Origin of the sequence: Sporomusa acidovorans (assembly GCF_900101845.1) — a bacterium.
GTDB classification, from domain to species: domain Bacteria; phylum Bacillota; class Negativicutes; order Sporomusales; family Sporomusaceae; genus Sporomusa; species Sporomusa acidovorans.
Genome location: NZ_FNAM01000007.1, coordinates 90,780 through 110,562, shown reverse-complemented (window position 1 = coordinate 110,562; position 19,783 = coordinate 90,780). Strand labels below are relative to the sequence as shown.

At 47.4% G+C, this 19,783-nt stretch carries 21 protein-coding genes; 1 reads left to right on the top strand and 20 read right to left on the bottom strand.

What is annotated here, in order from left to right; all coding sequences use genetic code 11:
- The first annotated feature begins 43 nt into the window (after positions 1–43).
- The gene (gene cshA, locus BLR65_RS07395) at positions 44–1,462 is read left to right on the top strand and encodes a degradosome RNA helicase CshA (RefSeq protein ID WP_281241503.1); all 1,419 of its coding nucleotides are present in this window, start codon (positions 44–46) and stop codon (positions 1,460–1,462) included.
- Between the two features lie 130 nt (positions 1,463–1,592).
- Here the strand turns inward: cshA and BLR65_RS07390 are convergent, their stop codons facing one another.
- The 20 genes from BLR65_RS07390 to BLR65_RS07305 form a co-directional block, all read right to left on the bottom strand.
- Positions 1,593–2,366 carry an IclR family transcriptional regulator gene (locus BLR65_RS07390; RefSeq protein WP_093793548.1) on the bottom strand — a complete coding sequence of 258 codons (774 nt, stop codon included), beginning with the start codon at positions 2,364–2,366 and terminating at the stop codon, positions 1,593–1,595.
- A gap of 140 nt (positions 2,367–2,506) precedes the next feature.
- Entirely contained in the window at positions 2,507–2,899 is a 393-nt protein-coding gene (gene lpdD / locus BLR65_RS28990) for a prenylated flavin chaperone LpdD (protein ID WP_143122522.1), read from the bottom strand.
- A gap of 85 nt (positions 2,900–2,984) precedes the next feature.
- Entirely contained in the window at positions 2,985–4,436 is a 1,452-nt protein-coding gene (locus BLR65_RS07380; protein ID WP_093793546.1) for an S-layer homology domain-containing protein, read from the bottom strand.
- Positions 4,437–4,470: 34 nt separating this feature from the next.
- On the bottom strand, positions 4,471–5,964 hold the full coding sequence (locus tag BLR65_RS07375; RefSeq protein ID WP_093793545.1) for a UbiD family decarboxylase: 1,494 nt from the start codon (positions 5,962–5,964) through the stop codon (positions 4,471–4,473).
- A 42-nt stretch (positions 5,965–6,006) separates the two neighbouring features.
- Positions 6,007–7,113, bottom strand: coding sequence for a uroporphyrinogen decarboxylase family protein (locus BLR65_RS07370; protein WP_093793544.1), 1,107 nt, complete (start codon positions 7,111–7,113; stop codon positions 6,007–6,009).
- A gap of 60 nt (positions 7,114–7,173) precedes the next feature.
- Positions 7,174–7,812 carry an MFS transporter gene (locus BLR65_RS30785; protein ID WP_245692550.1) on the bottom strand — a complete coding sequence of 213 codons (639 nt, stop codon included), beginning with the start codon at positions 7,810–7,812 and terminating at the stop codon, positions 7,174–7,176.
- The gene (locus BLR65_RS30780; RefSeq protein WP_245692548.1) at positions 7,773–8,519 is read right to left on the bottom strand and encodes an MFS transporter; all 747 of its coding nucleotides are present in this window, start codon (positions 8,517–8,519) and stop codon (positions 7,773–7,775) included. The genes BLR65_RS30785 and BLR65_RS30780 overlap by 40 nt, the downstream gene beginning before the upstream one ends.
- 102 nt (positions 8,520–8,621) lie before the next feature.
- A complete protein-coding gene (locus BLR65_RS07360) occupies positions 8,622–9,527 on the bottom strand; it encodes a bifunctional enoyl-CoA hydratase/phosphate acetyltransferase (protein ID WP_093793543.1) in 906 nt (301 codons plus the stop codon).
- A gap of 15 nt (positions 9,528–9,542) precedes the next feature.
- On the bottom strand, positions 9,543–10,610 hold the full coding sequence (buk, locus tag BLR65_RS07355) for a butyrate kinase (RefSeq protein WP_093793542.1): 1,068 nt from the start codon (positions 10,608–10,610) through the stop codon (positions 9,543–9,545).
- Between the two features lie 118 nt (positions 10,611–10,728).
- Positions 10,729–11,601 (bottom strand): thiamine pyrophosphate-dependent enzyme, encoded by an 873-nt coding sequence (locus tag BLR65_RS07350; RefSeq protein WP_211285215.1) that lies wholly within the window; start codon positions 11,599–11,601, stop codon positions 10,729–10,731.
- Position 11,602: 1 nt separating this feature from the next.
- Positions 11,603–12,787: a pyruvate ferredoxin oxidoreductase gene (locus BLR65_RS07345; protein ID WP_093793572.1), complete on the bottom strand. Its 1,185-nt coding sequence runs from the start codon at positions 12,785–12,787 to the stop codon at positions 11,603–11,605.
- Complete coding sequence (locus BLR65_RS07340) at positions 12,784–13,074, bottom strand: 4Fe-4S binding protein (protein WP_093793541.1); 291 nt, start codon at positions 13,072–13,074, stop codon at positions 12,784–12,786. Before BLR65_RS07340 ends, BLR65_RS07345 begins: the two co-directional genes overlap by 4 nt.
- The gene (locus BLR65_RS07335) at positions 13,052–13,591 is read right to left on the bottom strand and encodes a 2-oxoacid:acceptor oxidoreductase family protein (protein WP_093793540.1); all 540 of its coding nucleotides are present in this window, start codon (positions 13,589–13,591) and stop codon (positions 13,052–13,054) included. The genes BLR65_RS07340 and BLR65_RS07335 overlap by 23 nt, the downstream gene beginning before the upstream one ends.
- Before the next feature lie 851 nt (positions 13,592–14,442).
- Positions 14,443–15,675, bottom strand: a complete 1,233-nt coding sequence (locus BLR65_RS07330; RefSeq protein WP_093793539.1) for an aminopeptidase — start codon at positions 15,673–15,675, stop codon at positions 14,443–14,445.
- Positions 15,676–15,954: 279 nt separating this feature from the next.
- Positions 15,955–16,431, bottom strand: coding sequence for a DUF134 domain-containing protein (locus BLR65_RS07325; RefSeq protein ID WP_093793538.1), 477 nt, complete (start codon positions 16,429–16,431; stop codon positions 15,955–15,957).
- 110 nt (positions 16,432–16,541) lie between these two features.
- A complete protein-coding gene (locus BLR65_RS07320; RefSeq protein WP_093793537.1) occupies positions 16,542–17,072 on the bottom strand; it encodes an ECF transporter S component in 531 nt (176 codons plus the stop codon).
- Positions 17,073–17,217: 145 nt separating this feature from the next.
- Positions 17,218–17,505 (bottom strand): transposase, encoded by a 288-nt coding sequence (locus BLR65_RS30775; protein WP_245692560.1) that lies wholly within the window; start codon positions 17,503–17,505, stop codon positions 17,218–17,220.
- Positions 17,436–18,275 carry a transposase gene (locus BLR65_RS07315; RefSeq protein WP_245692545.1) on the bottom strand — a complete coding sequence of 280 codons (840 nt, stop codon included), beginning with the start codon at positions 18,273–18,275 and terminating at the stop codon, positions 17,436–17,438. The genes BLR65_RS30775 and BLR65_RS07315 overlap by 70 nt, the downstream gene beginning before the upstream one ends.
- A gap of 4 nt (positions 18,276–18,279) precedes the next feature.
- Positions 18,280–18,678 (bottom strand): IS200/IS605 family transposase, encoded by a 399-nt coding sequence (gene tnpA / locus BLR65_RS07310; RefSeq protein ID WP_093793536.1) that lies wholly within the window; start codon positions 18,676–18,678, stop codon positions 18,280–18,282.
- Positions 18,679–18,790: 112 nt separating this feature from the next.
- Positions 18,791–19,657, bottom strand: coding sequence for a pyridoxamine kinase (locus tag BLR65_RS07305; RefSeq protein ID WP_093793535.1), 867 nt, complete (start codon positions 19,655–19,657; stop codon positions 18,791–18,793).
- Between the last annotated feature and the right edge of the window lie 126 nt (positions 19,658–19,783).

Here is a 19,783-nt window from a genome sequence, read left to right as displayed (position 1 = left end):
TACTATTGTAAAAAGCAAGCAGCCAAAGGAGGCTACATAAAATTTGGAAAAGTTCAGAGAGCTGGGGATTAGTGATGTAACAATTCGTGCTCTTAGCGATATGGGTTTTGAAGAGCCGACACCTATTCAGGAACAGGCGATTCCGCTGTTGCTTTCCGGCAAAGATCTAATCGGCCAGGCGCAGACCGGTACCGGCAAAACAGCGGCATTCGGTATCCCTTTGCTGGAAAATATCCAAAGAAACACGGGCACTATTTTCGGAATTGTCCTAACTCCCACCCGTGAATTAGCCATCCAGGTGGCCGAAGAGCTGAATAAGCTTGGACAATTTTCGCAGGTGCGTACGCTGCCCATCTATGGAGGGCAGGATATTTACCGTCAAATTAAAGCCCTGCAACGAAAACCGCAAATCATTGTTGCTACTCCCGGTCGCTTAATGGATCATATGGAACGCCACACGGTTAAGCTGACAGATATAAAAATGGTCGTTTTGGACGAAGCCGACGAAATGCTCAACATGGGATTCATTGAAGATATCGAAAAAATTCTGAGGGCTACGCCTGAGACTCGCCAGACATTACTCTTTTCCGCAACCATGCCCCGCCAGATTCAAAATTTGGCCCAGCGGTTCTTAAAAGACCCGGCTCTTGTCAGCATTAAATCCAAGGAAGTTACGGTTCCGCTGATTGAACAATATTATATGGAACTGCAGGACCGTCAAAAATTTGACGTGTTCTGCCGCCTCCTGGACATTCAGGCGCCGGAACTGTCTATCGTTTTTGTGAGAACCAAACGCCGGGTGGATGAGTTGTCCGAGGCTTTGAAAAAGCGGGGTTATTCGGCTGAAGGCATTCACGGCGACCTCACCCAGGCCAAGCGCGATTCCGTCCTGCGGCAATTCCGGGAAAGCACCATCGATATTCTCGTCGCTACCGATGTAGCCGCCCGCGGCCTGGATATCAGTGGCGTCTCCCATGTCTATAACTTTGATATCCCTCAAGATCCGGAAAGCTATGTCCACCGGGTCGGCCGCACCGGCCGAGCCGGTCAGACCGGCCTGGCCATGACTTTCGTCATTCCCAGGGAATTGGAACATTTACGCTCCATTGAGCGAATCACCAAACGAAAAATTGTCCGGATGCCTGTTCCTACCGTAACAGAAGCCATCGAAGGCCAGCAGCGTTTAGCAGTGGAAAAGCTGCTTAATCAAATCGAAAGCGGCGGACTTGATCAATATCGGAGCCGTGCCGAAGAATTGCTTGCCGAAACCGACTCTGTCTCCCTGCTCGCAGCCGCGCTCAAGCTGTTGACTAAGGAACCAGATACCACACCTATCAAAATTACCGAAGAAGCCCCGTTGCGCATCCGCACTTACGGCGGCAAGCGCAAGCCGCAGGAAAATAGAAAGAATCCCCCGCCAGGTGCCAAGCCCCGCTATAAGGCAGGCGGATTTAAAAAATAAATATTCGGCCCAAAGTAGACATAAAAAACCAGGAAACGCAGAACCTGCGCTTCCTGGTTTTTAGTTCATGACAAAATTATCATTGAAAATAACGAGTAGCTCCTTACGTTGGCACAATATATTGTTTACGTCATTTCCATTCATAGCTAGGCGACCAGCCACAATTGCGTGACGCCTGCTCGGCAGCGGTTTTGACTTTATTGACTAACTCTTCTTTGCGCGCATTCATCCTGCTAGCGGCACCGGATATACTAATAGCAGCCACAACTTTTCCTGTTCTGTCACGAACAGGCGCCGCAAAACAAACAAGCCCCTCCTCAGATTCTTGCTGGTCCTCACCATATCCCTGCTCGCGGATTTCTTTCAGGTGCTCCTTAAGTTGATCACGATCCGCAATGGTGGTGGCTGTATACGGTTGCAAATGCACATTTTGTAAATACTTTTCGACTTCGGCATCTGCTAAGAACGCCAAAAGAATTTTTCCTGTGCCGGTAATATAGGCAGGCATGCGCGAGCCGATAATAGAGGACATGACTGCAGGGTTACGCCGTACCTGATCAACGAAAGTTATCTCACCCCGACTATACAAAGCCAGATGAGTTGCTTCACCTGTCTCACTGCTTAGTGCTTCAAGACACGGGTGACATTCTTTGATTATATTTAGCCTTGACAGCTTGTTAGCCCCAATGTTCACGATTTTCATGCCAAGTTTATACTTTCCCGTTACGGGATTTTGTTCAACAAAAGCACGATTTTCTAAAGTAGAAAGCAGGCGGTGGGCGGTGCTTCTTCCCAGACCAAGCAACTTGCTAACATCAGTCACACCTAGTTCCGCAACATTACCGGAAAACAACTCTAATATTTGAAGCGCATTATCAACTGATTGCAAAAATTTTGCAGGCATATTTACCTCCGACAATGATTATTGAATACTAACTAATAAGATGTACATATCATGCTGTATAATTCTGTATTAAGGTAAATATTCCTTCCTCACCACTATCTGGAATTTCATGAATATTTCGCCTGCCGGGCGGCTGTCAGCTACGCACGGCGCAAATCCTGGACATATTGAATAATTTCGCCTGCCATCTCATTGCTCATTAATCGTACTGTTTTAATTTCGTCAGGTGTTATGTTGTCAAGATGAATCCCGCAGCAAACCACAACATTGGCGGCAACCGCCGTTGCCAAACGCGCCGCTAAGTCACGGGCCATACCATCTTCTTTATGCCCTAATAATGTAATAGTAGATACTGTGGTAGTCAGCTTGCCAGCCTCAATCATACTTTCTCCTACCTGAGCTACTGCGACAGCCCCCAAATGAGAACGGTCGCCCCCGGTTACAGTCAAACAAAAATCTGTTCCCAGCAACGTCAACTGAAATTGTAAATATATGCGTCCATTTTGACGCTTAAGCAGCTTTATCTTGCTCACTCCTTACTGTATTTTCTGTAAACGTACCCAAACAACAGGGTAACCCCGCCTACATAGGGTTACCCTGTTCTCCGAAGTGTAACTTTTAATAGAAAAACTCAAGTCTAGTCATATAGGTTTTGCCAAGATCATTGGAAGACAAACCGGTCAACTCTCTGTTCTTAATTTTGAGATCCTGACCTTCAATGGTCCAAACTACATTCTTGCTTATCGTATTTTGAAAAGCTACAAAGAAACCTTTAATATTGTCCGTACCTTTGAGAACTGTCGAATATGGATCTGTAGCATAGCTGACTGCCTGAGCATCAAATCCGCCTGCCCCGTTCGGAACTACGCCGGCATCAATACTGCGATAGGAAACCGACCAGCCGAAATCACCTTTTTTCTTATAGTCTACCAGATATTTCGCCCCATAAAAGATCGGCGGCTGTTTCGTAGCGCTGGTAAGCTCGACAGCCCAGCCCTTAGGGGATGAGGGAAGATTTTCTACTCCCTTAAGGCTGGTTGAAACATATTCACCGATAAGCAGGCAATCTCCCAGCTTGGCGTCAAAACCCGCATTCCATCCTTGGGATTGCTTAAAAAAACCAATATTCGTATTTAGAGAACCTGTTCCTGTAGAAGTGCTGGTACCGGGAACCTCAGACCAGAAGTAGCCGGCTTTCCAGCCCAAATTACTGCCCGCTCTGCCGGAAAGTTGAGCAGTTGTCACGGTATTGGCGTCACCGCTGTCGCCTAGGCCATTACCTTGGTTAGTATTACTTTTGACGTTATTTACCGATCCGGTAAATACCACATTACCGAAACTTTTATCCACGCGAACACCGTCAACACCCAATGCTTTGCTAAAAAGTCCGTAAGTATAAGAATCATAGGGAAAGCGGCCAATACGAACTTTATCCAGGCCAAAAACATTCTTTGCCGTTACAGCAAGCATATCGAAAGCAGCATTACTTCCGTCAGGATTATTATTGTAATTACCGGCTTTACCGGTTGCGATAATCCGTGCAGTCCATGAAACATCATCATTAATGGTTCCCTGGAATTTGACGCGTTGCCGGAAATCGAAACGGTCTGATCCTCTTAAACTAGTTCCGCCAGCTTTCGGAGAATTTCCCATATAGCGGAACCGCGTCTCACCACTTACCCATGTGTTTGTCTTGGCTTCAACCTTAGCCACCCGTGCCCCCAGGCGGTTAAGCTCGGCGGCAAACTCCGCCGATAATTTATCGATTACCTGTTTATTATCCTCATCGGCTTTTTCAAATTTGTCCATCGCTTTGGCCACAATAAAAGCAAACTCATACCGGCTCATCGTTCTGTCGCCTTGGAAGCTATTGTCGCCATAACCGTCCACAAGTCCGGCTTTGGCCAGCTTTGCCACCGCGGCATACGCCCAGTGACCGGCGGGAACATCGCTAAAGGACTGAACTGTGGCGGCCTGTACATGGCTGGTCACTGGCAAAACACCGCTAAAACTCAACGACAAAGCCACCAATGGCATAGCCAGCAAAACCTTACCCTTTTTACTCATCATCTGAATCACTCCTGCCCATTTTTATCATGCTGAATTAATCTTCTCCCAATAGAGTCGGCGCAAACCGCCGTACATCCACTTCTTTAAATTTTGCCCGCTGAAAACGCTCTTTCAGATCATAGGGCACCGTACAGTCAAAGATCACTTTGCAAGAAATCCCTGTGTCGCGGATCGAAGTGCTGAACTCCGGAACCTGCGACGGGTCCAGAGGGTGACAACGAACACCGGGAATAAAGACCGTACTGACATCCCCCTGATAGCGGGTATTTAAGGCCCATAAAACATCATTGCTGTCAAAGGGGTCCACATCTTCATCCACCAGGAACACATGCTTTAATTCGGAGAAGGCGGCAAATGCCAGTAGCGCCGCCTGCCTTTGCCGCCCCTCGTCACTGGGGACGCTCTTTTTGAATTGCAATACGGCCATATATTTTCCGCCCCCGGCCGAATGCGCGTATACATTGAGCAGCCGGCCCGGCATAGCCCGTTCCACCATCTGCAGAATACTGGCTTCGGTCGGAATGCCGGCCAAATTGACATGTTCTTCACTGGGACCTATCACCGTTTGCATAATGGGCTGCTTGCGGTGAGTCACCGCTTTTACCTTGATAAGCGGTATTGCCGGATTGGCCGGCCCGGTATAGCCGGGAAACTCCGGCATAGCTTTGCCGCTCATAGTCTGCCGGTCTTCCCTGACCCGGACGTTAGGCAGTAATTCTCCCTCAATGACAAACTCCGCATTGGCAATGGCCTTTGCCTGCACAGTCAAACAATCTGCCAGTTCAACCGGGCGTTTGCGCACACCGCCGGCAAGCGCCAGCTCATTATACCCCAGGGGCGTAGTGGGCGGCTCAAAACAGGCACAAATTTCAATCGCCGGGTCTACGCCAATACTAATCGATAGCGGCAAAGGCTGGTTGGCAGCTTCCGCTTTTTTACGAAACACATCCAGGTGGCGTCCTGGTGCAAAATACATGGAAATTTCGTCAGCACTCTGGATGCACAACCGGTGGATGGTAATATCGGCATCACCTGTTTCCGGATCAGAAGCATAGGCCATGCCAATGGTAATATAGGGACCGGCGTCTTCTTCCGTATTAGTTGGTGCCGGTACGATCTTACGCAAGTCAAAACCCGGTTCATCAGCACGATGCACAATCTCCTGGCATATGGCTTTCTCCCGGGGGATTGTCACCGGGGCCAGGGGTTCTTGTAGCGCTTCCATGAGACAAAAAGCCAGTTTTTCCGGCGTAGTATCCAGCAGGGTTGCCACCCGCTTGCGGCTGGCGAGCAGTCCGATCAATACCTGAATATTATTAAAGCCCTTGACATGATTGAAAATCATGGCCGGTCCCAAACGAGTCGGTCGCGCAACCGTACCGCCGGCTCCGATATAACGATAGACACCTGCCAGCTCGGCCTGGGGGTCCACGGGTTCATCGGTATAGAGAAGTTCACCCGGCTGCTGTTTCAATCGTTCTAGGGCCGAACGTAAATCAAAGATTTGTATATTTTCTTGCCTAACCATCTAGTAACTCCTCCAAATATTTTAAAGACTGGTACCCGCCTGCTACTTGCCGGTGGCAGCGGCAATCATGGCTTTCACATTTTCTAATTTGGCATTCGGCGGTACGGTACAGCCGGACGCAAGAATGAAGCCTGACCCCATATCGTTAATCAGCTTAGTACAATAATTGTATACCTCATCAGGCGTACCCAATGTCAGCAGGGCGGCCGGCACATCTCCCTTGATGCACATGTGATCTCCCAAAACTTCTTTGATCTTGTAAATATTGGTGACACTGTCTGATTCGAAAATACATTTTGCTTTCGGCAATGACCGGAAATAGGTAAGATCACGTTCCCAATTGCCGTCAATATGAATATCAACAAAGGCGCCTTCTTCCACAATGGCCTCCACAATGGCCTGCAAATATTTCCACACAAATTTTTCCCATATTTTAGGAGAATAGAATTCACTGGCGCCCCGCGCCGGCGAAATAAAGACGACAAGGGGCTTATTCTCACGCACATACTGCCGATAGTCGGCCACTTGGCCGGCTAAAATCACGTCCAGGACAGCTTCTACTTTATCCGGCATTTTGAATAAATCGCGCATAAATTTTGCCATCGACCGTCCACCGCTAAGATACTCATTAACCGTAAGTCCTTGCTTGCGGGAGTATACCAGATAGCCGGCGTCTTCAAACCTTTTTATCATCTGCGGCATCGCGGCTACCTCTGCCAGCATGGCTGCAACCGGGAGGTTCAGGCGGTTAGCCAGATAATCCTGACTAAACGCTTCCCAGCCTTTGTCCAAAATAGTGTCATAGTCTTCCACCGTCATCATTTCCTGCTCGTCAAGCTGCCAGAGTGTATGGTCCGGCAATTCACGGCCCGGCAGTTTCATTTTCGTGAAAAATTGGAGTGGAAATAGTTTAGCGGCACTAAAAGCGGCATTTGTTCCGTCCACATCACCCAGGCGCTGGATAGATTTGAACATAGTCTCATGCGAAACGTTCACATGCAAGCAAAAGTCGGATAATTTTACCCCCATCTGGTTAGCGTGAAAAGCATCTGCGGTCAGTATAATCGGCGGCCTGTCCGTTTTTTCTAACGCAATTGCTTTTTTCAACCGCTCTGTACGTTCTTGCAATAATTCTGCAGCTGGTTTCATTCTTACCACTCCTCGTAGAAAAATAATACCTTGGGGCAGCCTTAAGCTAACTTACTGAAATCATTCCTGCAACGGCTCCTTGATGGTCAGTGACATCAGCAGGCTGAGTAAGCCGCACGCTCCGAGAAAGATAAAAACAACATCAAATGATTTATACACATCCAACAGGTAGCCGCCGATCATCGGCGAAAAGAAGCCGCTCAGATTGCCGATCGATGTAACAATGGCGATGGCGGTCGGGTAAGTGGCCCCTGTCGTAAATCCCATCGGATAGGCGAAATAGCAAGGCCAGGCTAAATTGATAAAAAAGCCGGTCAAAAACAGGACAATAAACAAGAGCGTAGTGTCATTCGGCACATGAATCAGCGCAGTCAGCATAACAACCAAGCTTATCGGTCCAAACATCATCAGCGGCTTGCGCCGTTTATCGAGTAATTTGTCGGCAATGACTCCACCCAGGAAATTTCCGGCCGCCGCCCCAATCCATGGAGCGGAAGCAATCCAACCCATTTTTACCAGCGAAAATCCCTTAGCACTGACTAGATACAACGGTATCCAGGTCATAAACCCATAAGTCACAAACCCTATGAAAAAATACGTCACCGCCAGCCCCCAAACATTCCAGGACCGGAAAACTTCAGCCGCCGTTACCAGCTGGGTTACTTTTTTCCTGCTGATAATCTTATCCAGCCAGCCCATTGATTTACCTGCGGTTGACCGATTTGCCGCCTGGGTATGTCTAGAGCTGAAGTATTGCGGATATAATCTACCTCGGCCTGATTGCAATAAGGGCTCTCTTCCGGACGACTGTGAACAAAGAGATACCAAATAATTGACAGAATAATCCCCGGAATAGCAAACCAATAAAATACGTGCCGCCAGCCGTAATTCACCATGATCCAAACCGCAATCGGCGGTATCGACATTAAAGCCACTGATGAGGCCCCCATGAACACTCCGGCGGCGGTTCCCTGTTCTTGCGGCGGATACCAGTTTTTAATAGTTGCTGAACCGCCAACCGGACTCGGGCCTTCACACAGACCAAGACCTAGCCGAAACCATTTCATCATGACCGCATTGGCCGATGTACCAATCAGGTAGGTAAAAATAGAAAATCCTAAAATGGAGAACGATACCATCCCCCGGGTTCCATGCTTGCCCATAAACAAGCCGCCCGGTATCTGCGTAATGGCATAACCGAGAAAGAAAAAGCTCATCAACGAACCTGCTTCGAAATTGCTTAGGTTGAATTCTGCTTTAATCATTGGCAGCACAACCCCGAGATTTGTACGATCAGCAAAGTTAATCAAATAAAACAGGAAAATAACCGCCAGCACAACCCACCGATACCTGGTCTTCCGTTCCACAGTTGTATTAATCGTGGTCATCGTAGTACCGTTTGACATTTTTTCTCCCCCTTAATGATTGATCCTATGGCTAAGGGTTTTATCTCCGTATCCCGTACTGTGGTTATGGGTTATTTACTAAAGCCCTGACTCTTGCCAAATTTACAGAGACTGCAGTACGGACAGAACAATGGAATTAAGTTTGTTCTCCGCCGAATCACTTCTGGAAGTTGCAATGATGGGAACTTTGCCCCCTGCTACTACCCCGGCAGTCTGATAACCGGCAAAGTACCGCAATGATTTATCCAGAATATTGCCTGCGCCTAAATCAGGCATCAGCAAAATGTCGGCATAGCCGGCCACCTTGCTTTCAATCCCTTTATGCCGGGCAGCCGCCAGCGAAACCGCATTATCAAAGCCCAACGGCCCGTCGACAATGCAGTTTTTAATTTGTCCCCGCATGTTGGCTAACGTCAGCATAGCGGCGTCACTAGTGGCCTGAATATCCGGATTGACCAATTCCAGCGGGGCGATTACCGCTACCTTGGGCTTGTCAATACCGAGCTTGTGGCATAAACTCACGGCATTTTGCATGATTTTCAGTTTTTTTGAATAATCCGGCGCAACATTAATGGCACAGTCCGTAACAAGCATCAAACGGCTCGCCTGCGGGTAATGGAAAACAGTAATCTGGCTAATAAGCCCATTTTCAGCAATCAGTCCCAGACTTTTATCCAATAGGGCCTTCAGGAATGTACTTGTTTGCAGTAATCCTTTCATCGGCATATCCACTTTTTTTTCCGCAACCAGCACGGCCGTATGGCGGGCAGCCTGAACCTCGTTCTGTTCATCCACAATCTCCCATTGATCCGTTTTCTCACCTAACTGTTCCAAATAACTCCTTATTTTGCCGGCATCGCCAATCAGAACGGCGTCGAGAATTCCTTCCCGCCGGGCGGAAACAACCGAGGTCAGTACGTCGATATCATGAGCAGCCGCCACAGCCGCTTTTTTGATAATATGCTTGTCCTTAAGCCAGGTCAACGCGCAGTGGAAATCAGTAAACAATTTTTATCCTCCTTTCTACAAAGACTTAATCGGTTCATTACCCCGTATAGCTTCCAAGGCACCTAATGCCAGCGCATCCATTTCATTTTCACCAGGATACAACGTTATCGGCGCAATAAAACCAACTCGCTCTTTGATTTTCGCCATGATTTTTTGGGAATGAGCAATGCCACCGGTGATGACAATGGCGTCAACCTTGCCTGCCAGCACGGTAGCCATCGCCCCTATTTCCTTACAGGTCTGATAAATCATTGCTTCCAGGCACAAAGCGTAATAGTCGTCGGTAGCCGCTTTCACTTCTATCGTGCGCACATCATTTTCCTTAAGATAGGCGGTTAACCCCCCCTCGCCATTGATCATTTTTTGGACTTTTTTATAGCTGTAACGGCCGGAAAAACACAAATCGACCAGCGCTCCCACCGGCAGGCCGCCGGTCCGGTTAGTGGAAAATGGCCCCTCGCCGTCAATCCCGTTGGTAGCATCAATCATTTTTCCCTGACGGTGAACAGCAACCGTAATTCCGCCGCCCATATGGGCGATAACCAAATTTAATTCCTCATATTTTCTACCGTTATCCCGCGCATACCTTTTGCCGGTAGCCCGGTGGCTCAGGGCCTGAAATCTGCTTTGACGCGGCAACTCGGGATGACCGGACAGACGGGCAACCGCGGTAAATTCATCCGTCACCGGCGGATCAACCACTACCGCTAACAGTTTATTTTCTGCCGCCATTTGGTAGGCGATTTTCGTACCGATATCAGCGGGGTGCCTGCCATATAGGCCGGAAGCCTGCTGGGCCAGCATCGTTTCATTAATACGGTATACACCGCCTTCCAGCGGCTTGGAATGACCGCCCCGGCAGCTAATAGCGTCTAACTCGCTTACCTGGATTCCTTTATCCTTGAGAAATGCTTCGATGGCCGCACGGCGGTAATGGTCCTGGTCCATCATATCATCAAAGGCCGCTAATTCGTGGACCGGGTGTTCCAGCGTTGTTTTCAGCTTGCATTCTTTGTCTTCATAATAGGCCAGTTTTGTTGAGGTTGAGCCAATGTTGACGACCAGAATTTTGTATAGTTTCAAACAAGTTCACCTCTTGCCAATTTTCTGATTTTTATTGAGAAAGCGCTGCATTCCCCTGGCCTGTTTAAGGTCAAGGAGAATACACGCTTGTAAACTTCTTCCGAATCAGTCAGCAAATTCACCTATTCAACAGTTGCTCATAATCGCCCGTTACCATCGCCTGCAGTTTTTCCACCTGGCTGGCAGCGGCACCACTAAACCGTTTCTGCAATTTCAGGTATTCGGTTACCGGCTTTGGTTTACTAACCGGCACCGTAACCGTATACTCTACCCCGTTAACAATTTCATAAAGCGGCCAGCAGAGGCTTTGTACGGCCATTTTAGCAACCTCAACCGTATGTTCCGGTTTTGATCCCCAGCCGGTTGGGCAGGGAGCATGCACATGAATATAGGCCGGTCCTGTCGCAGTGGCAGCTTTAGCTTTTTCCATTTTTTTCCTCAAGTCATCCACATACCCGACCGAGGCAGTAGCCGCATAAGGAATTTTATGTGCCGCCACAATGCCCACCATATCTTTGCGATAGACGCCCTTGCCGCCCGGAGTCGTCGTCGTCCAGGCCGCTAACGGCGTAGAACCGCTGCCCTGAATGCCGGTATTCATATAAGCCTCGTTATCATAGCAAATGTACAGTATTTTGTCCCGCCGCTCCAGAGCACCGGACAGCGATTGCAGGCCGATATCGACCGTGGCGCCGTCACCGGCAAGGCCAAAGACCTGAACGTCGCCGCGCCCCTGCATTTCAAAGCCGGCTTTAATACCGGCGGCGTAAGCGGCAGTGCTTTCCAGATTACCCTGGAACCCAGGTATTTTGGTTACTGTTTCCCGGCCATAACCGGAAAAGAGGGCTGCGCAGCCGGGCGGGATAACCACAACGCTATTGGCGCCCATTACATCAAAAATAATCCGTGCCGCCAATTCAAGGCCGCAGCCGGCACAAGCGCTCACACCATGGGCGATTAAGCCTCTGGCTTCTGATTTCATCACTAACATCTTACATCACCTCCCGAATCGTCATGGCGTTTTCTCTGGTATCAAGCCAATCGACAGCTTGCGTCATTTTGTTACTCAACAGCTTTTCAAAAGCTGTTGTAAAAGTTGCCGGCGAAATATCGCGTCCCCCCAGTCCGGCAATAAAGCCTTGCACCGGCTTGCCGCCGAGAGCTGCCCGGACTTCGGTAGCTACCGGCGCCACTTGCGCACCATAACCGGGACTGCGGTCCATAACCCCGACTACGGCGGCAGGCGCTACTGCCTGTTTGATCTGTTCAACCGGGAACGGGCGGTATGAGGTAATTTTCAAAACCCCAACTTTCTTTCCCTGGGCCCGCAACTGATCCACAACATATTTAGCGGTACCGGACATGGATCCCAGCGTCACCAGGATGGCTGCGGCATCCGCGCACCGATAAGGCTCAATCAGGGAATATTCGCGGCCAAATACATTCTTAAATTCACTCATAGCCTCCGTTAACACCGCCGGCGCCTGCTGGAAACCTACGGCCTGCTGATATCTCATTTCGCTATAATCAAGCGTAGGCGTCAGATTATTAATAAACATGGGATCATTGGGATCAAGGTGAAAATTATGACAAACATACGGCGGCAAATAAGCATCGACAGTTGCCTGATCCGGCAGCAAAACTACATCGCTCATATGTGAAAGGAAAAAACCATCCAAACAGATCATGGCCGGTAGTTGAACCCGTTCATCTTCTGCCGTCCGGTAAGCGATAAAAATAAAATCCAGTACTTCCTGGGCACTTTCCGCGTAAAGCTGCATCCAGCCATTATCTCGTTCCGCCATGGCATCCTGATGATCGCACCACAAGCTCCAGGGGCTAACCAGGGACCGGTTGACTACCGGCATAACGATCGGCACCCGGCAGCCCGCCGCTACCCCCAATACTTCATGCATAAGCGCCAAACCAACAGAAGAAGTTGCCGTCCCCGCCCGGACGCCGGTAAGCTGGGCGCCGATTGCACAGCACATAGCGCTGTGCTCTGATTCAACCCGGATATACTTAGCAGCTAGTTTGCCTTGAACGGTAAAATCGGCTAATTTTTCGGAAATCGGACTTTGCGGCGTAATCGGATAAGCGGAAATTACTTTTACTTTTGCCAACCTGAGCCCCTCTGAGGCGGCTCCGTTGCCATCAATCAATACTCGGGTATTCATAGCTTGCAAACACCTTCCTCCGGTATCATGGTAATACATTGCTTCGGGCAGACATTGGCACAAATGCCGCACCCTTTACAGTAATCCCAGTCAAAACTAACGCTTCTCTTGGCTTTTTCAACGCTGACAATATCAGCCGGACAATGTTTGCCGCAATTGCCACAGAAAACACAGACATCAAGATTAACATCCGGACGCACCGACCGCCAGACACCTGTCTTCGTGGCCACAAATTCCAGAGCAACCGGCCCCAAAAAATATTTTTTAGTTTTTCCGCAAGCCGGCATAGGCTTTGTTTGCTGCTTCTGCATTGATATCACCAGCCTTTCCAAATATTTTGCGTATCGCCTGTATGGCAGCGTCTAATCCAACCAGACCGGCGCCAGCCATGGCGCCCAGCATCGCCGAATTAGGGATATCTCTTTTCAAGGTGTCAAGCGCAATTTGTTTAGCGCCAACATAGTACACTTGATGCTTGGCAAACGGATATTCCGGCAGCACGCATTCATGATTAATAATAAAAACCGTGTTGGCATTAGTCCCAACCATAACATCAATCCCTTTGTCAATAACCGACAAATCAAAAATAACAACATAATCCGGTTCATAGACAAATGACTTGGTTTTAATAGGTTCATCACTGACAATTAAATCAGAGTATACGGGAGCGCCGCGCCGTTCATGTCCATACGCCGGTATAGACTGGGCGTGTTTTCCTTCGCCAATGGCTACAGCTTCCGCAAATATCTTAGCTGCGGTAACAACCCCCTGACCGCCAAGGCCGAAAAGTTTGATCTGCTTCAAATTCGTTCCCTCCTAATGAATTCATTTTAACTACTCCAGGCATATAGCAAGTAAAAATAGCTATCCATTATCGCCTCCCTAGCTGGTAAAAACATTCTATTTTAGAGAAGTGTGACGTTACCCTGTATCCTTTTTTCAGGTACAAGGCTGACACTCCCTGTGTCAGACAACTTGACTTCCCCAAAAGCGCATACTTTCATTTTTCAAGAGATATTTGGGATTCATAATTACTCATACTAATGAGAGCCAAACAAACATTTGTCCCTTTATACGGGATTCAATTCCTCTAATAGATCATTATTAAATTACAATGAAGTTAGGACTCTTAAGCACATAAATTCTTCCTTTGCTTAATTCTTCTTACCAACTCTGCCAACCGTTAATTAATGCAAAATCCAAGTCACTTCATTTTCCCTCGCAGTTTGCCAAAGTTCCTCTATGCGGTATTGAATTCCTCTGTATGTAAATAATCCATTTGACTATTCATGACCTCCTCCATAAAAATATAGACTTTCTTGCTTTTCTAAGTTTTTGAACTGGAATTATTATTGTTCCTACATGCGGTATATATTTCTTTTATATGGTAACACTTCGGCATAGTTTTCCTAAGTCCTGCATAAAAATTATAATTTTTAATATTTTTTAATATTTTCATTTTTCTATCTTCAAAATTCACTTATGATAAATAACCAACCGTTCAATTAGGCCAAAGCCGGATATCCCTGAATCAATGACCATTCAACCTGTCAGGGCAATATAAATCCACTTTTTTGTGCCATAGCAGCAGAGCAGATATCCTGTAATAAAAAACCAGGAAGCACAGAATTTTTTTCTGTTGCTTCCTGGTTTTTTTATTGCACGGCAAAATTTCCGTTTTTAAATACCAATACATTCTCGCCGGCAGCCGTTGTTCCGGTTATCTCCAAATCAGCCGTTCCCAGCATAAAATCAACATGTACCATGGAATCGTTTACCCCGGCTTGCGCCAGTTGTTCACCGGTCATTGTTGTTCCATTTTCGATGCAAATGGGATAGGCTTTGCCAAGTGCCAAATGGCAGGAGGCATTTTCGTCAAACAAGGTATTGTAAAATAGGATATTGGAGTTTGATATGGGTGAATCAAACGGCACGAGGGCTACCTCGCCCAGATAGTGCGAACCTTCATCTGTTTCTACAAGTTTTTTTAATACCTCTTGTCCCTGCTCAGCCTTAGAATCAACAATACGTCCGTCTTTAAAGGTTAAAGAAAATTTATCGATCAATGTGCCATTATAATTAAGCGGTTTTGAGCTGACGACCACACCATTTACACCTGTTTTTTGGGGAAGGGTAAAAACTTCCTCGGTCGGCATATTGGCGACAAATTCCGTGCCATCGGCCGTATACTCCGGACCGCCAAGCCACAGATGCCCTGCCGGCAGTTCCACTTTCAAATCCGTTCCCAGCGAATTTTTATAATGAAGCAAGCGGAATTTATACGAATTTAAATAATCCAGTCTTGCTTTCAACTGACGGCTATGTTCCTTCCAGGCCGCAACCGGATCAGCCGTATCCACCCGAACAGACTTTAGAATAGCTTCCCACAATTTTTCTACAGCCTCTTCGTCCGCCATCCTTGGAAATACCTTTTGGGCCCAGGCCTGAGTAGGTATTGATACAACACTCCAGGCGTTTTTGTTGCTCATCATGCGCTCGCGATATTCCTTGAGTGCCGTATTGCTGGCCTTTTGCACTCTAACCACCCGTTCAGGATTTACCTCCTTAAGCAACTCAGGGTCGGAGGCGGCAATACTGATAAAGGCAGCTCCTTGGCGCGCATAAAAAAGGTAAAACTCTTTCTGCCATTCCGGAAACTCGTCAAAAATTTCATCAGGGGCCTGTAAAAACTTGATCTTAGCAGATAGTTCATCCTTCCAATTCATGACGACTTCTCTCGCACCGGCTTTATAGGCGGTTTCGGCAATCATTCTGGCAAAAGGGGCGCACTCCAGCGGCGATGAAATGACAAGTGTTTGTTTTTGTTGAATATTTATCCCGGTTTTCACTACAAGCTGAGCATACTTTTCCAGCAGGTTATTATTCATATTGACTCCTTTCTGTCACCTTCAATATCTGTTTCCCTTCCTTATTCTTAACACATAGTATTCACTTTATCATGAGAAATGACTGATGTACAGGTTAAGAAAAAGAGCGATTTCTTATGATTTTTAGAAGACCCGGCTAACGCCGAGCCTTTGGCGAAAGCGCTAGCCGCTGGTTGCACTTATGTCACAGAATTCAATTATAAATTCTGTTTGACCAAAGAAAAAAACATTATTGTACCGCTAAAGATACAATAACGTTTTTCGTTGAGCGTTCTTTACTTAATGGCCGCAGCAGCCGCCGTGACCTTGATGCTGCTGGCCGCCGCAAGCATGTTTAACGCCGTTTTCTAACTTCATTTTTTTCATACTGCCGCATTGCGGGCAAGCAATCTCATAACCATGTTTACCGCCTTCGGTACAAGGAACTTCCTCCCAAACGTGATGACACTCCACACACTCAAAAACCCGGTTTTTCATAATATAGTTTCCCCCTTCAATCATAATGGCCCTGCCTTCCACAAGGGCTGTCGCAATTTTAATTCTGGCAGAATGCAGAATTCTTTGAAATGTTGGTCTTGACAGTCCCATAAGGGACGCGCAGATTGCCTGTTCGTAGTCTTTGATATCTTTCAAGCGAACTGCTTCCAGTTCTTCCAGTTGCACAATCACCGGCTTCCCGCCTGACTCACCCTGCGGAAAAAATTTTCGGCAAATTGGCTCGCCAGCAATTAAGCCACAACAACGTTGCCTGGCCACACGCTCCCTCCTTATTCGGGCATATGCTCATTTATAATTATACCCAATTATCCAAAAAATTCAATAGCAAAAAAAATTTAATCCCACAACCATATACAACGTACCTTACTTTAGCGGTAAACAATTTTCCGCAGTTTAGGCGACAAGAGCAGCGCCACAACGATCCCTACACCGGAAGTCAATAGTGAACCCGGTATATTGCTAAAGGCGATTGCTAAGCTGCCAGTTACCTGCCACCAGGCCACTATGTAACCGCCCAACGTCCAAGCCGCGGCCAGTAGGCAACCAAGCACGGCGCGCCACATCCAGCTATGCCCTGTTTCCCGGATTACCGGTGCAGGCCACAGACCTTTGGCAACAAAACCAATAATCAATCCGGCAACGCCCTTGATCACGAAAGACCAGGCCGTATAGGGGGAAAAACCCATGAGAAGATCATAAAAGGCTGAGCCGATAGCTCCTGCCAAACCGGCATAGACCCCGCCAAAACAAATACCAACCGTATATAAAAAAGCGGTTCCCAGATGAACCATCGCGCCTACACCAAACGGAATCTTCAGCGAAGTAGCCATGGCGCATATGGCGGCCAGCACACCGCTATACACAATATCCCTTGTCGTTAACATCCGTTTATTCGCCATAAAACTTCTCTCCCTTTGACACTCCGCACGGCTGAAGCCGTGGGATTCTTAGGTGATTAAACGCCAGTTCATTTCTGATAGGCGAGTATGGCCCCAAGTTCAGGGCTATGCCATTAGCCCGTCCTAGAGCAGTGCCATTGGCACTCTAGGCTGATAGACTGTTACCATCTATCACAGGTGCAGATATGATATTTAAGGCTCCGACTCTATCCCGGTGGCCTCTGAATCCGCAACCGCATGTATACTTTCTGTCGCTGGCTTTGTTCAAAGCACCACATACTGGACATTTCTGGCTAGTGTACTGGGGATTGACGTATTCTACCTTGATTCCGGCCTGAATTGCCTTGTATTCGATGAAAGTAGCTAAACGATAGAATGACCAGTTATGGAGGTTTTTCTCGTTTTTACGGCTTGTTCTTGCCGTCTGGCGTATACCAGAAAGTTGTTCAAGGCAAATGGTTGAAACATGATTTTCTTTCGCAAAAAATCAACAATTTGGCGACTGATTTTATGGTCCTGGTCTTTCATCCAGCGTTGTTCTTTGTCGTGGCGTTTCTTGATCGCTTTTAGCTTCTTCAATTTGCCTAACTTGCGGCGTGCGGAACGATGTTTGCGCTTAATGAATTTGTTTTGACGGCCATTGCCGAAGAATTTAGTTTTGCCGTCCTGTGTGACGGCAACAGCTGGGATTTTAAGGCCAAGGTCTATGCCCATAGCCTGGTTGCCCGTGGATTCAGATTCTGGTACTTGAATTGCGATTTGTGCTATGTACTTGCCGGATTTCTGGCTGATTCGCAGACTGCCTAGCTTATTTGTTAATAGCCGTTTGGGGTAGTCGGTTAGGATTATGGGCACTTCAATACGTTTGGATTTGTCATCAATGAGAACGGGGAAAGACAGAAGCTGGTCTTTGATGCAATAGTTCTGGTTGTTCCAAATAGCTACTGGTTTTTTGAGGATGGATTGTTTTTTAGTTTTTTGGTACTTATGAAAAACACTTTTAGCGTCTTGAATCGCCTGGTTCTTTACTGCGCTTGGCAGTTCGGCATTGACGTTCTTTGAAGTGTATTTTAGGTCTTTTTCAGCAGTTATATAGTCTGAAACAATCTGGTTGATTAAGCGAATGTACTCTTTTGTTGTGGAGTTGATCAATTGAAATTGTTCTTTAGTTGGTAGTATTTTTGCTTGTACGGTGATTTGCACTTTATCACCCCCTTGTCTTTTGTTCGGCGATGTACCGGGCTATGGTTTCACTGGATACGTTTCCAGCCGTAGAACAGAAGAATGAACGTGTCCAAAGACTTGGCAAGTGCCGCAGGTGTTGAAATTCCTGCCGCAGTTGTCTTGATGTCGCTCCTTTCACTTTTGCCATGATATCCGATGGACTGATTGACGGTGGGGAGTTTAAAAATAGGTGTACGTGTTCCGGCATAACTTCAAGCGCAACAATGATGAAGTCATTTTCCTCGCAAATTCTTTGCAGAATTTCGCGGAAACGTTTTTCGACTTCGCTGATCAGCACTTTACGCCTGTACCGCGGGCAGAAAACAAAATGATAGTTGATTAGAGAAACGGTGGTTTGAGTTCTTCTATATTCTTGTCCCATATTTATATTGTATCAGTTATTACGTTATACTACAACAAAGAATTACGCGAAGCTGCTTTCATCCCACGGTTAAAGCGGTGGGCTTTCAGCTACGTTGCTGTAAAATGATCACTTAAAAGCTGTCATTACGCTTTTGCCAGGCTTGACACAACCAAGGCAGGTATTTTTCCAGCATGACACCCTCTCGTCTGGGTGTACCCGCTTCATAAGTGGTTTTAACCGTCATTGCTATAAAATCAGCCGCCAGTTGTATCGCCGCGGGTACAGGACGTTGCGCCAAGAGGGCACCCGCCAAAATACTGGCAAAAATATCGCCTGTCCCTGGATATTTGACGGGAATGTGCTCGCTGACCACCTGCGAAAAAGTGCCAGTACTCCGTTCATAGGCAATATTCATCAATTGCGCGCCCGCAGTGGGAATTCCTGTCACAACTACAATGGAAGGGCCAAAACCGGCCAGCCGGACCAGCCATTCTTGCAGTACAGCGCCATCCACCCCCTGTTCTTCATAGGGTTCGCCCAATAAAAAACAGGCCTCCGTAAAGTTAGGCGTAATGATATCAGCTTTACCGACAAGTCGCTGCATATGCTCGCGCATTTGCAGTGTATAAACCGAATAGAGCTTCCCCTCATCCCCCATTACCGGGTCAACCAGAACCATGGGTTTAGTTGCTGAAAATTTTTCGATAAAATCAGCGACCGTATCAATCTGCTGCTCTGAGGCTAAGAAGCCGCTATAAATGCAGTCAAAGACAATTCCTTCCTTTTGCCAATGATGATAAAAGTAAGGCATACGCTCCGTAAAATCGCAAAAGGAAATTTCGTTAAACCCCCCCAGGTGAGTACTGAGCACCGCTGTCGGTAATGGGCACACTTGCATACCAAGGCAGGATAATATGGGTATAATGACTGTTAAAGAACACCGTCCGAAGCAGGACATGTCGTGAACGGCTGCAATTCGTGGAACTCGTGATGTCATGGTCTCTCCCTTCAAAAAATTCACAGCAGGGCCTAGCGAAGCCCATTTTTACAGCATATAATATAGGTTTACAAGCAGGGCGCCAGTAAAATCGGAGTTCAACTATTACCAGCGAATGTTACTGCC